This is a genomic window from Enterococcus sp. 7E2_DIV0204 (assembly GCF_002140855.1).
In the GTDB taxonomy this organism is placed as follows: Bacteria; Bacillota; Bacilli; order Lactobacillales; family Enterococcaceae; genus Enterococcus_L; species Enterococcus_L lemimoniae.
In genome coordinates, this window is the sequence record NZ_NGKY01000001.1 from 2,133,393 (window position 1) to 2,146,773 (window position 13,381).

The following is a 13,381-nucleotide window of genomic DNA, read 5'->3' on the forward strand; positions in this document are numbered from 1 at the left end:
CTATTCAAAAGAAGCTTTGATTCTACGTAAACCTTCAAAAAGTGTTTCCTTAGGACACGCAACGTTCAAACGCATGTGCTGAGTGCCATTTGGACCGAAGGAAATACCTGGATTCAACACGACTTTTCCGGTATGAATCAGTTGATTTTGCAGCTGTGCATCAGTCAAACCGTAGGCAGAAAAATCTAGCCAAATTAGGTAAGTGCCTTCTGGGCGCATCATTTTGACTTTAGGAAGCTCTGCCTGTAAAAAGTCGTTCACAGTGTCGATATTTTCTTTTAGATAAACTAGCAACTCTGATAACCAACGATCACCATTTTGATATGCCGCTTCTGTCCCTACATAACCAAAAATATTGATCTCGTTTTGGAAATTCCGTTCTTGTGCAGCAATGAATTTTTTTCGAAGATCAGGATTTTCAATAAAAATCATTGAGTTTTTAATACCAGCTAAATTAAATGTTTTTGTTGCAGCAGTTAAGGTAATTGAGAAATCTTTAAATGTCGGATGAACATTTGTAAATGTTGTAAACACGTGTGGCGCAAAAATCAAGTCTTGATGGATCTCATCGCTGATAACAAGCACATCATATTTGGCACATAGTTTACCAAAAGCTTCCAGCTCACTTTTAGTCCAGACGCGTCCACCTGGATTATGAGGGTTGCAAAGAATAAAAAGGCGAATATTTTCAGCAACGATTTGTTTTTCCATTTCTGTAAGATCCATGACAAAGTGACCTTGTTCTGTTAGTAACTGACTACGAACCAGCTTACGGTCATTTTGTTCAACGACTTTAGCAAATGGGGGATACACAGGATCGTGAATCAAGATGGCATCACCAGGTTTAGTATAAGCTTGTATAGCTAAAGAAAGACTTGGAACAACACCGCTGTTGAAAAGAATTGCGTCTTTACTGATCGAATAATTGTGGTGTCGCTTTTGCCAACTTTGAATTGCATCATATAAAGAATCAGGAGCAGGGGAGTAACCTAAAATTCCCTGTTCGGCCGTGTCTTTCAATGCTTTTAGCACAGGTGGATTCGCTTTGAAATCCATATCGGCAATCCATAAAGGCAGCAAGTCATCTTCTCCATAAGTCTCTTTAATGGAGTCCCACTTAGAACAATTTGTATTACGACGATCATAAACTGTATCAAATTCTACCATTCAATTCATCCTTTCTATTGAAAACATGTTCATTTATTAAAACCTAACTATAGTATAATGGACTTTCAGTAAAATATGAACAAAAAGAATCAATAATTTAATAGTAGAAATAAATTCATGCACTTTTGCTTGGAACATGATATCATTTTAGATGAGTACAACATTTTGATGGGAACAATGAAAAGAGGATATGAATATGGAATACAAAATAGGGATGGTTCTTGATGGGACGATTACAGGGTTACAACCTTATGGGGCTTTTGTTTCATTAAGCGATACAGTTCAAGGGCTGATCCATGTCTCAGAAGTGCAAGCAGGCTATACCAAAAATATTCATAGTTTATTAACAGTTGGACAAAAAGTTCAAGTTCAAGTTATTGACATTGATGAATATTCAAAAAAAATTAGTTTATCATTGAGAACATTGGAGGAGCAAATACCGCAGCCAAATCATCGCCGCAAAAAATATTTTACCAATAAAAATAAAAAAATTGGCTTTGAAACGTTAAAGAAAGAGCTTCCTATCTGGACTGACGAGGCAATGGATGCTTTACTTGAGAAATAATTCTGTTTTTTTTCAGAAAATATGGTACAATTTTCCTAGTTTCTGAAAACAAAAATTAATTGAGGTGGATGTTTTGTCTAACAAAAAAGTCGCTGGTACTATTATGCTGAACCTAAATGATGGTTCGAAAAAGTTTCTTGTTCATCCAGTAGGTGAGTCAATGGCGTTTGTTACAACAAAAGTTTCTGAAGATATGACAGGATTAGCGAGTATGTTGCAAGTTTTCAAAGAAGAGGTTCAACTAGATGTTACTTCAATTAATTTGGTCGAGTTGACAAATGCACATACAGATGCTGAAAATATGCCTTTATTTGTATTTGAAATGAATGAAGATCTTGTAGTTCCTACTATTGATAATAGATATGTGTGGGAAAAACCATCTGAATTAAAAAATTTATTAGCTTCTTATGATATTCAGGGAGTACCGATGTTTTAAAACAAAAGCAAATACATAAAAATAAGAGGCTTATACTGCTAGTTACCTTTTATTCAAATGTTACGGAACAAAACGAAATTATAGTTTTGTTCTGTTTTTTTACTATTAATTAGGAGAGTACGACTATGGAATTAAGAAAAGCAACGATTGAAGAGACTGAAACTGCAATGTTTTTATTGAAAGAAAGTGCTGACTGGCTTAAATCAATCAGAAGCAATCAGTGGTCAGACGTTTTACAAGGGGAAGATAAGCATGGATTAGCAGATGCAGTAGCAAGAGAAGAAGTTTTTTTCTTCTATAATAGTAAGAATCATTTAGTTGGAATGGTTGCTGCATGGAAAAATCCTACAGAGTGGGATAGACTACTGTGGAAAACTGTTGGATTTAATAAGGAAGCTTGTTACTTACATCGTGTGATCATTCGTCCATCATATAGAGGAAAATCTTATGGGACAGAGTTACTTAGCGCATTAAAATTGGAATTCAGTGGTGAAGTATCAGAGTTGCGCTTGGATTGTTTAGCTAGTAATCAAAAGCTAAAACAGTTTTATGAGAAAAATGGCTTTACAAATAGTGGAAGTTCAAGTGATTCAAATGGGAATCTATTCGAACTATTTCTGTTTGAACTAACAAATCAATCGTAATTAGGCAGAATTTTAGTAAGATTGACAAATTTTAATAGTCTTTTTATTCTAAAGCCGAAAATATAACGAATGATAGTAAAAAACGAAAAAAACCTTTTATAATTCTTTCAAAAAAAGGTTGACCAATAAAGAAAAACTTGTTATATTATATCTTGTCGCAAGGCACCGAGGAAACACGCCAAACGATGAAGATAATATAACAGCTTAAGTTTGAAAAAAACTTTTGCAATCAGTAAAATAGTTGTTGACAAGCAGCTGCGGACCTGATAAACTAGTGAAGTTGTCGCAAGAAACAAAGACAGCTGAACGAAAATAGAATAACAATTCGAGTTTGAAAAAACTTGAAAAATCAGCGAGAAAGTTGTTGACAAATAACAAGTAACCTGATAAACTAATGAAGTTGTCACGAAACAGTTGATAACATCAAGCAGAAAAAAACTTTGAAACTTTTTTTAAAAAAAGTGTTGACATCAAATCGAAGATTTGATATGATATAAAAGTTGCTGCGAGGTAACACAGTAGACCTTTGAAAACTGAACAAAGTAAGACGAACCAAATGTGTAGGTTGTTTTTACAACGGTAAAAACAAACAACAATTTATAACAAGCAAGCAATATGCTAGCAACCAAATGAGCTTATCGATCGTAAGATCGTGTTCAACTTTTATTATGAGAGTTTGATCCTGGCTCAGGACGAACGCTGGCGGCGTGCCTAATACATGCAAGTCGAACGCTTCTTTTCTACCGAGTGCTTGCACTCATTTGAAAAGAGGAGTGGCGGACGGGTGAGTAACACGTGGGTAACCTACCCATCAGAGGGGGATAACACTTGGAAACAGGTGCTAATACCGCATAACAGTCGACACCGCATGGTGTTGATTTGAAAGACGCTTTCGGGTGTCACTGATGGATGGACCCGCGGTGCATTAGCTAGTTGGTGAGGTAACGGCTCACCAAGGCCATGATGCATAGCCGACCTGAGAGGGTGATCGGCCACACTGGGACTGAGACACGGCCCAGACTCCTACGGGAGGCAGCAGTAGGGAATCTTCGGCAATGGACGAAAGTCTGACCGAGCAACGCCGCGTGAGTGAAGAAGGTTTTCGGATCGTAAAACTCTGTTGTTAGAGAAGAATAAGTAGGAGAGTAACTGCTCTTACCTTGACGGTATCTAACCAGAAAGCCACGGCTAACTACGTGCCAGCAGCCGCGGTAATACGTAGGTGGCAAGCGTTGTCCGGATTTATTGGGCGTAAAGCGAGCGCAGGCGGTTTCTTAAGTCTGATGTGAAAGCCCCCGGCTCAACCGGGGAGGGTCATTGGAAACTGGGAGACTTGAGTGCAGAAGAGGAGAGTGGAATTCCATGTGTAGCGGTGAAATGCGTAGATATATGGAGGAACACCAGTGGCGAAGGCGACTCTCTGGTCTGTAACTGACGCTGAGGCTCGAAAGCGTGGGGAGCAAACAGGATTAGATACCCTGGTAGTCCACGCCGTAAACGATGAGTGCTAAGTGTTGGAGGGTTTCCGCCCTTCAGTGCTGCAGCTAACGCATTAAGCACTCCGCCTGGGGAGTACGACCGCAAGGTTGAAACTCAAAGGAATTGACGGGGGCCCGCACAAGCGGTGGAGCATGTGGTTTAATTCGAAGCAACGCGAAGAACCTTACCAGGTCTTGACATCCTTTGACCGCTTGAGAGATCAAGTCTTCCCTTCGGGGACAAAGTGACAGGTGGTGCATGGTTGTCGTCAGCTCGTGTCGTGAGATGTTGGGTTAAGTCCCGCAACGAGCGCAACCCTTATTGTTAGTTGCCATCATTCAGTTGGGCACTCTAGCGAGACTGCCGGTGACAAACCGGAGGAAGGTGGGGATGACGTCAAATCATCATGCCCCTTATGACCTGGGCTACACACGTGCTACAATGGGAAGTACAACGAGTCGCTAGGCCGCGAGGTCATGCAAATCTCTTAAAGCTTCTCTCAGTTCGGATTGTAGGCTGCAACTCGCCTACATGAAGCCGGAATCGCTAGTAATCGCGGATCAGCACGCCGCGGTGAATACGTTCCCGGGCCTTGTACACACCGCCCGTCACACCACGAAAGTTTGTAACACCCGAAGTCGGTGAGGTAACCCTTGTGGAGCCAGCCGCCTAAGGTGGGATAGATGATTGGGGTGAAGTCGTAACAAGGTAGCCGTATCGGAAGGTGCGGCTGGATCACCTCCTTTCTAAGGAATATTACGGAAACTTACACATTCGTCGCTACTTTGTTCAGTTTTGAGAGGTTTACTCTCAAGTAAATAGGTATTAAGGGGCCTTAGCTCAGCTGGGAGAGCGCCTGCTTTGCACGCAGGAGGTCAGCGGTTCGATCCCGCTAGGCTCCATTAGTAACCAATGAGTTACTAAGTATTGTTCATTGAAAACTGGATATTGAAGTAAAAAAATAATCAAAACAAACCGAGAACACCGCGTTGAATGAGTTTTTTAAGTAAAATAGTTCGAATGCTTATTTTATTGGTCACGCCTCTATCGCTAGAGAAACGAACCAAACAAAACCGATCGTAAGATCGTAAGGTTAAGTGAATAAGGGCGCACGGTGGATGCCTTGGCATTAGGAGCCGATGAAGGACGGGACTAACACCGATATGCTTTGGGGAGCTGTAAGTGAGCTATGATCCAGAGATTTCCGAATGGGGAAACCCAGCATCTTTTATAGGATGTTACTATTCAGTGAATACATAGCTGGATAGAGGTAGACGCAGAGAACTGAAACATCTAAGTACCTGCAGGAAGAGAAAGAAAATTCGATTCCCTGAGTAGCGGCGAGCGAAACGGGAAGAGCCCAAACCAACAAGCTTGCTTGTTGGGGTTGTAGGACTCCGTTATGGTAGTCTGTCAAGATAGTCGAAGAATCTGGAAAGGTTCGCCAAAGTGGGTAATAGCCCCGTAGACGAAATGTTGGCAACACCTAGGAGGATCCTGAGTACGGCGGAACACGAGAAATTCCGTCGGAATCCGCGGGGACCATCCCGCAAGGCTAAATACTCCCTAATGACCGATAGTGAACCAGTACCGTGAGGGAAAGGTGAAAAGCACCCCGGAAGGGGAGTGAAATAGATCCTGAAACCGTGTGCCTACAACAAGTCAAAGCCCGTTAATGGGTGATGGCGTGCCTTTTGTAGAATGAACCGGCGAGTTACGATTGCATGCGAGGTTAAGGTGAAGAGCCGGAGCCGCAGCGAAAGCGAGTCTGAATAGGGCGAATGAGTATGTAGTCGTAGACCCGAAACCATGTGATCTACCCATGGCCAGGTTGAAGGTGTGGTAAAACGCACTGGAGGACCGAACCCACGTACGTTGAAAAGTGCGGGGATGAGCTGTGGGTAGCGGAGAAATTCCAAACGAACTTGGAGATAGCTGGTTCTCTCCGAAATAGCTTTAGGGCTAGCCTCGGAATTAAGAATGATGGAGGTAGAGCACTGTTTGGACTAGGGGCCCATCTCGGGTTACCGAATTCAGATAAACTCCGAATGCCATTCATTTATATCCGGGAGTCAGACTGCGAGTGATAAGATCCGTAGTCGAAAGGGAAACAGCCCAGACCACCAGCTAAGGTCCCAAAATAACTATTAAGTGGAAAAGGATGTGGGGTTGCACAGACAACTAGGATGTTGGCTCAGAAGCAGCCACCATTTAAAGAGTGCGTAATAGCTCACTAGTCGAGTGACCCTGCGCCGAAAATGTACCGGGGCTAAATAGTTTACCGAAGCTGTGGATTACACCTCTGGTGTAATGGTAGGAGAGCGTTCTAAGGGCGTTGAAGGTCGATCGTGAGGACGGCTGGAGCGCTTAGAAGTGAGAATGCCGGTATGAGTAGCGAAAGACGGGTGAGAATCCCGTCCACCGTATGACTAAGGTTTCCTGGGGAAGGCTCGTCCGCCCAGGGTTAGTCGGGACCTAAGCCGAGGCCGATAGGCGTAGGCGATGGACAACAGGTTGATATTCCTGTACCAGTTGTTTTTGTTTGAGCAATGGAGGGACGCAGGAGGCTAAGGAATGCATGCGACTGGAAGTGCATGTCCAAGCAGTAAGTCTTGAGTAGAGTCAAATGCTTTACTCTTTACGGACAAGCTGTGATGGGGAGGGAAATAATAGTACCGAAGTTCCTGATGTCACACTGTCAAGAAAAGCTTCTAGTGAGAAAACAACTGCCCGTACCGTAAACCGACACAGGTAGTCGAGGAGAGTATCCTAAGGTGAGCGAGCGAACTCTCGTTAAGGAACTCGGCAAAATGACCCCGTAACTTCGGGAGAAGGGGTGCTGACTTCGGTCAGCCGCAGTGAATAGGCCCAAGCGACTGTTTATCAAAAACACAGGTCTCTGCAAAATCGAAAGATGAAGTATAGGGGCTGACGCCTGCCCGGTGCTGGAAGGTTAAGAGGATGGGTTAGCTTCGGCGAAGCTCAGAATTGAAGCCCCAGTAAACGGCGGCCGTAACTATAACGGTCCTAAGGTAGCGAAATTCCTTGTCGGGTAAGTTCCGACCCGCACGAAAGGCGTAACGATTTGGGCACTGTCTCAACGAGAGACTCGGTGAAATTTTAGTACCTGTGAAGATGCAGGTTACCCGCGACAGGACGGAAAGACCCCATGGAGCTTTACTGTAGCTTGATATTGAGTGTTTGTACCACATGTACAGGATAGGTAGGAGCCGATGAATCCGGAACGCTAGTTTCGGAGGAGGCGCTGGTGGGATACTACCCTTGTGTTATGAACCCTCTAACCCGCACCACTTATCGTGGTGGGAGACAGTGTCAGGTGGGCAGTTTGACTGGGGCGGTCGCCTCCTAAAAGGTAACGGAGGCGCCCAAAGGTTCCCTCAGAATGGTTGGAAATCATTCGCAGAGTGTAAAGGCAGAAGGGAGCTTGACTGCGAGACTTACAAGTCGAGCAGGGACGAAAGTCGGGCTTAGTGATCCGGTGGTTCCGCATGGAAGGGCCATCGCTCAACGGATAAAAGCTACCCTGGGGATAACAGGCTTATCTCCCCCAAGAGTCCACATCGACGGGGAGGTTTGGCACCTCGATGTCGGCTCGTCGCATCCTGGGGCTGTAGTCGGTCCCAAGGGTTGGGCTGTTCGCCCATTAAAGCGGCACGCGAGCTGGGTTCAGAACGTCGTGAGACAGTTCGGTCCCTATCCGTCGCGGGCGTTGGAAATTTGAGAGGAGCTGTCCTTAGTACGAGAGGACCGGGATGGACTTACCGCTGGTGTACCAGTTGTTCTGCCAAGGGCATTGCTGGGTAGCTATGTAGGGAAGGGATAAACGCTGAAAGCATCTAAGTGTGAAGCCCACCTCAAGATGAGATTTCCCATTTCTTTAAGAAAGTAAGACCCCTGAGAGATGATCAGGTAGATAGGTTGGAAGTGGAAGTGCAGTGATGTACGGAGCGGACCAATACTAATCGGTCGAGGACTTAACCAAAGAAACGAAATAAAAAAGTATTTTCGGAATGTTTGATTACTACTTCAATCCAGTTTTGAGTGAATAATCACTCAACTTAATAGTAACAACACCCAGTGTGGTGGCGATAGCGAGAAGGATACACCTGTTCCCATGCCGAACACAGAAGTTAAGCTTCTTAGCGCCGATTGTAGTGAAGGGTTTCCCTTTGTGAGAGTAGGACGTTGCCACGCTAGTTGTTATTCCGGCATAGCTCAGTTGGTAGTAGCGCATGACTGTTAATCATGATGTCGTAGGTTCGAGTCCTACTGCCGGAGTAAAAGAACGAAAACTGAATAGGTTTTCGTTCTTTTTCATTTTTTATTAGTAAAATAAACTTTATTATTTGATAGAAACATCAAAAGATGAAATAATGATAATAACTAGTAAAATTGATTATCTTCATCTAACAGTTTTGTCATGTGAAGCATCTATTTTGTGGAATAATGGCTTTCTGATGCAGTTTTTTGATATAATACTTGTAAGCTGATGGAACTAGGACTTTAGTTTGAGTGAGGTCTCTTTAACCTGTGTTATAATGATTTAAAGATGTTAGGAGGGGCAGCGTGAAGGTTTTATTATATTTTGAAGGTGAAAAAATATTAGCGAAGTCAGGAATAGGACGAGCGTTAGACCATCAGAAACGAGCTCTCTCTGAAGTGGGGATAGAGTATACACTTGATTCAGATTGCACTGATTATGATATTTTACATATTAATACCTATGGGATCAACAGTCACAATATGGTAAATAAAGCAAAAAAAATGGGTAAAAAAGTTATTTATCACGCCCACTCAACAGAGGAAGATTTTAGAAACTCATTTATTGGATCCAATCAAATTTCTCCTCTAGTAAAAAAATATCTGGTAAGTCTATACTCAAAAGCAGACTATTTGATTACACCTACGCCATATTCGAAAGATTTATTAGAAGGGTACGGAATAACTGTACCAATTGTTTCTATTTCAAATGGTATTGACTTAGATCGATTTAAACATTCTGTAGATAAAGAAGAAAAGTTTCGAGAGTATTTTAATATCAAGACAGAACAAAAAGTAATTATTTGTGTTGGTTTATACTTTGAACGAAAAGGAATTATTGATTTTGTTGAATTAGCCGAAAAGTTTCCTGAATATCGTTTTATCTGGTTTGGACATACACCTATGTATTCGATTCCTAAGGCAATCCGGACAATAGTAAAAGATGAGCATCCTGAAAATGTTGAGTTTCCGGGTTATATTAAAGGAGATATTATTGAGGGTGCATACTCAGCTGCTGATTTGTTTTTCTTCCCTTCCTATGAAGAAACAGAAGGAATTGTGATACTAGAAGCTTTAGCTAGTAAACAACAAGTTTTAGTCAGAGATATTCCAGTGTACCAAGGATGGCTCGTAGATAAAGAGAATTGCTACATGGGAAAAAATAATAAGGAATTTACTCGTTTGATTGAAGAGCTTGTTGAAAAGAAGATACCAGATACAAGCCTAGCAGGCTATAATGTGGCAAAAGAGAAAAGCATTGAGCACATTGGACATGAGCTAAAAGATGTTTATGAAAAAGTACTAAAAAATGAAAGTATTCAAAATAAAGAACAAATACAGCAGAAAAATTAGAATCAGTGGAGGTGAAAAAAAGTGAAATTTGGTTTCTTTACAGATACATATTTCCCTCAAGTTAGTGGGGTTGCAACATCTATCAAGACACTTAAAGAGGAATTGGAACAAAAAGGTCATGAAGTTTATATTTTTACAACGACTGATCCAAATGCTAAAGAGTTTGAAGAAGATGTTATCCGAATGCCTAGCGTTCCATTTGTATCATTTAAAGATCGGCGAATTGTTGTACGCGGCATGTGGTATGCTTATTTAATAGCAAAAGAGCTAGAATTGGATTTGATCCACACTCATACGGAATTTGGAGCTGGTCTACTAGGTAAGATGGTAGGAAAAAAACTTAAAATACCTGTTATTCATACATATCATACAATGTATGAAGACTATCTACATTATATTGCTAAAGGGAAAGTAGTACGTCCAACACACGTGAAATATTTTTCTCGCTTCTTTGCGAATCATACTACTGGTGTGGTTTGTCCAAGTGAACGAGTGATCGATAAATTAAAAGAATATGGCGTAACATCTCCAATGAGAATTATTCCAACTGGAATTGATATTAAAAAATTTGAAAGACCAGATATTACAACAAAAATGAAGCAAGAACTTCGTGAAGAACTAGGTCTAAATGATGATAATATTATGTTACTATCTTTAAGTCGGATTTCATACGAGAAAAATATTCAAGCTGTTGTTTGTGGCTTGCCAACTATTTTTGAACGTTTTCCCAATGCACGTTTTGTCATTGTGGGCGATGGTCCATATGTCGAAAAACTTCGTTGTCTAGGCGAAGAGCTAGGTATTGGAGATAAAATCCAATTTATTGGCGAAGTTCCTAACGATCAGGTTGCTATCTATTACAAAGCTGCTGACTATTTCGTCAGTGCTTCAACTTCAGAGACACAAGGATTGACATACACTGAAGCGATGGCTTCTGGTGTCCCATGTGTGGTTGAAGGAAATGCTTATTTAAATCATTTATTCGATCATGAGAGCTTGGGCCGAACGTTTAAAACAGATGCGGATTTTGCACAAACATTTATTGAATATGTTGAGGCTGGAATTGAACCAGATGAAGCAATTTTACAGGATAAGCTGTATGAAATATCTGCAACTCGATTTGGCAATGTAATGCTTGAATTCTATGAAGATATGATCAACTATTATGACCAGCGAACTATAGAAAAAGAGGCTGCTGCATCTATTGAACGTATTAAAGTGAAATTTACGTCATTAAGAAAATAAAATATCAAAACTTCTCCTCTTGGTTTATACTAAGAAGAGAAGTTTTTTCTTTATAAAAACCATTAGGAGGGACATAGGTATGCCACAAATAGGATTTATTGGAACTGGTGTCATGGGTGAGGCAATAATCAGAAATATGATGAAACAAGGTTTAAATGTAAATGTATATAATAGGACGAAAAGTAAGACTGACGAATTAGTAAAAGAAGGAGCTGTTTGGCAAGATTCTCCTGCTGAAATTACTGCGAGCAGTGATATTATTTTTACGATGGTCGGGTTTCCTAAAGATGTTGAGTCAATCTACTTTGCAGAGAAGGGGATTTTTTCAACAAAGATTACTGGTAAGATAATTGTTGACTTAACTACTAGTACCCCAACATTAGCGCAAAAAATTGCTATAAAGGCGAATCAACTTGGAGGTGCAGCATTAGATGCTCCAGTTTCGGGAGGAGATTTGGGTGCTAAAAATGGAACCTTAACAATCATGGTTGGTGGTGATCAAATAATTTATGATCAAGTATTACCAATTTTTAAAACCTTTGGGACAACAGTTACACTTCACGGCACATCTGGTAAGGGACAACATACTAAAATGGCAAATCAGATCATGATTGCAGGCACAATGACAGGTATGACTGAAATGCTCGTTTATGCGGATAAATCGGGGTTGGATTTAAATAAAGTGATTGAGACACTATCTGGAGGTAGCGCAGCAAACTGGTCATTAAGCAACTATAGTCCGAGAATTTTAAAAGAAAACTATTCTCCTGGTTTTTTTGTAAAGCATTTTATCAAAGATTTAAAAATTGCCTTAGATGAAGCTGAGAAAATGGGCCTTACTTTACCCGCTACTAAACTAGCAGCAGAACTATACGAAAAGCTTGCTGCTAAAGGCTTTGAGGATGATGGGACACAAGCGTTGATCAAACTTTGGTGGACAGATGGAAAACAACCAAACGTCAAAAATTAAAGAACAGCAAAAAAATTAAAAAAAATGACGAAAAATCATGCAAGAATGACAATGTTTTGATACAATGATACAGAACTAGTTTTTAAAGGGAGGCCCATTTATGAAACATTCACAACTTGTGGCGATTATCAAGCGACTTGAAGCGATGACTGAAGCAACAGACAACGAAATTCAAGTTCGTCGTTTTGAACGTGAAGGTGCAGAAAAATGCATCGTAAACTATGATAAATCAACTGAAACATTTGAGTTAACAGAAACTGATTCACAACAAAGTTATCAATTTGATAATATTGATATTGTTGCAATGGAAATTTATGATTTAATTCAATAATTAAAAATTTCAGTCTGAATTTAACAAAATCAATAAAATAATCAAAAATCCTGTGGCGTACATTTTTGTACGCCACAGGATTTTTTTACAACTATTTGACAGGGAAGAACAATCTAATTTTAGTAGGATTTACGAAGAAATAATGGCAAAAACTGCTTATAAGCTACAGTAAGTTACTATAATAAGAAATTTTAAAATCAAAAAATGTGTCTGTTTATTAAATTATCAAAAATAGTTTGATACTCAAATTAAAAATAAATGATGATAAAGCATATGAAAAAGTGCCGAATATCAATGTAAACTAAATTGAAGAATCCATTTTTTAATAAAAATGGGTGGATAAAATTGATTTCTTGATTAAGAAAAATTAAAAATCTACTATTTTACTTGCAATATTTTTTTATTTGCGATATAGTTTGAACATCAAATGATTTGATAATCAAAGTATATGGATGGTGTACACAAATGGAACCTAATTTAGAAACAGTCAATGATTATCTTGTCAGCGTCTTTAATGACATTTTGACGATCGAAGAATCCGAGCTGAAAAAATCACAATTTAAGGACTTATCCATTACTGAAATGCACACAATTGAAGCGATTGGGATGTATAAGAAAAAAACTTCTTCTGAAGTTGCCAAAGAATTGTCGATCACTGTAGGAACTTTGACAGTTGCAATCAATAACCTCGTGAAAAAGGGATATGTTGAACGTATAAGAAGCGAAGATGATCGTCGGGTAGTCAAGTTAGGTTTGACCAAAAAAGGAAAATTACTTTTTCGTGTTCATCAGCACTTCCATAGAGAAATGGTCAAGAGAATTTTAAACGAAATGGATAAAGCAGAAGAAAAAGCTTTATTAAAAGCATTGAAGAATCTTCATGATTTCTTAAAGGAATATAAATAAAAAG

At 40.1% G+C, this 13,381-nt stretch carries 9 protein-coding genes, 2 tRNA genes and 3 rRNA genes; 13 read left to right on the forward strand and 1 reads right to left on the reverse strand.

Annotated features, from left to right (window positions below; all coding sequences use genetic code 11):
- Complete coding sequence (locus A5819_RS09930; protein WP_086278650.1) at positions 1 to 1,167, reverse strand: MalY/PatB family protein; 1,167 nt, start codon at positions 1,165 to 1,167, stop codon at positions 1 to 3.
- Between the two features lie 196 nt (positions 1,168 to 1,363).
- On the opposite strand from A5819_RS09930, the gene A5819_RS09935 reads away from it, so the two are divergent.
- From A5819_RS09935 to A5819_RS09995, 13 genes are all read left to right on the forward strand, one after another.
- The gene (locus tag A5819_RS09935; protein ID WP_086278654.1) at positions 1,364 to 1,732 is read left to right on the forward strand and encodes a CvfD/Ygs/GSP13 family RNA-binding post-transcriptional regulator; all 369 of its coding nucleotides are present in this window, start codon (positions 1,364 to 1,366) and stop codon (positions 1,730 to 1,732) included.
- 64 nt (positions 1,733 to 1,796) lie between these two features.
- Positions 1,797 to 2,168 (forward strand): hypothetical protein, encoded by a 372-nt coding sequence (locus A5819_RS09940; protein ID WP_176271402.1) that lies wholly within the window; start codon positions 1,797 to 1,799, stop codon positions 2,166 to 2,168.
- Positions 2,169 to 2,293: 125 nt separating this feature from the next.
- Positions 2,294 to 2,812 (forward strand): GNAT family N-acetyltransferase, encoded by a 519-nt coding sequence (locus A5819_RS09945; protein WP_086278656.1) that lies wholly within the window; start codon positions 2,294 to 2,296, stop codon positions 2,810 to 2,812.
- A 664-nt stretch (positions 2,813 to 3,476) separates the two neighbouring features.
- Positions 3,477 to 5,037: ribosomal RNA gene (locus A5819_RS09950) — 16S ribosomal RNA — on the forward strand.
- Positions 5,038 to 5,120: 83 nt separating this feature from the next.
- Positions 5,121 to 5,193, forward strand: a tRNA-Ala gene (locus A5819_RS09955).
- A 189-nt stretch (positions 5,194 to 5,382) separates the two neighbouring features.
- Positions 5,383 to 8,294: ribosomal RNA gene (locus A5819_RS09960) — 23S ribosomal RNA — on the forward strand.
- Positions 8,295 to 8,390: 96 nt separating this feature from the next.
- Positions 8,391 to 8,506: ribosomal RNA gene (gene rrf, locus A5819_RS09965) — 5S ribosomal RNA — on the forward strand.
- Together the 16S, 23S and 5S rRNA genes with 2 tRNA genes alongside form the textbook arrangement of a ribosomal RNA operon.
- A 10-nt stretch (positions 8,507 to 8,516) precedes the next feature.
- Positions 8,517 to 8,590: transfer RNA gene (locus A5819_RS09970), tRNA-Asn, on the forward strand.
- A 288-nt stretch (positions 8,591 to 8,878) separates the two neighbouring features.
- On the forward strand, positions 8,879 to 9,925 hold the full coding sequence (locus A5819_RS09975; protein ID WP_086278651.1) for a glycosyltransferase: 1,047 nt from the start codon (positions 8,879 to 8,881) through the stop codon (positions 9,923 to 9,925).
- Positions 9,926 to 9,946: 21 nt separating this feature from the next.
- Positions 9,947 to 11,170, forward strand: coding sequence for a glycosyltransferase family 4 protein (locus A5819_RS09980; protein WP_086278652.1), 1,224 nt, complete (start codon positions 9,947 to 9,949; stop codon positions 11,168 to 11,170).
- Positions 11,171 to 11,249: 79 nt separating this feature from the next.
- A complete protein-coding gene (locus A5819_RS09985; protein WP_086278653.1) occupies positions 11,250 to 12,140 on the forward strand; it encodes an NAD(P)-dependent oxidoreductase in 891 nt (296 codons plus the stop codon).
- Between the two features lie 100 nt (positions 12,141 to 12,240).
- Entirely contained in the window at positions 12,241 to 12,471 is a 231-nt protein-coding gene (locus tag A5819_RS09990; RefSeq protein WP_010773374.1) for a YkuJ family protein, read from the forward strand.
- A gap of 465 nt (positions 12,472 to 12,936) precedes the next feature.
- Positions 12,937 to 13,377, forward strand: a complete 441-nt coding sequence (locus A5819_RS09995; protein WP_086278657.1) for a MarR family winged helix-turn-helix transcriptional regulator — start codon at positions 12,937 to 12,939, stop codon at positions 13,375 to 13,377.
- The last annotated feature ends 4 nt before the right edge of the window (positions 13,378 to 13,381 follow it).

Excerpts from the sequence above, each read along its gene's own strand:
- A5819_RS09930 (WP_086278650.1), bottom strand. The coding sequence starts at position 1,167 with ATGGTAGAATTTGATACAGTTTATGATCGTCGTAATACAAATTGTTCT.
- A5819_RS09935 (WP_086278654.1), top strand. The coding sequence starts at position 1,364 with ATGGAATACAAAATAGGGATGGTTCTTGATGGGACGATTACAGGGTTA.
- A5819_RS09945 (WP_086278656.1), top strand. The coding sequence starts at position 2,294 with ATGGAATTAAGAAAAGCAACGATTGAAGAGACTGAAACTGCAATGTTT.
- A5819_RS09985 (WP_086278653.1), top strand. The coding sequence starts at position 11,250 with ATGCCACAAATAGGATTTATTGGAACTGGTGTCATGGGTGAGGCAATA.
- A5819_RS09990 (WP_010773374.1), top strand. The coding sequence starts at position 12,241 with ATGAAACATTCACAACTTGTGGCGATTATCAAGCGACTTGAAGCGATG.
- A5819_RS09995 (WP_086278657.1), top strand. The coding sequence starts at position 12,937 with ATGGAACCTAATTTAGAAACAGTCAATGATTATCTTGTCAGCGTCTTT.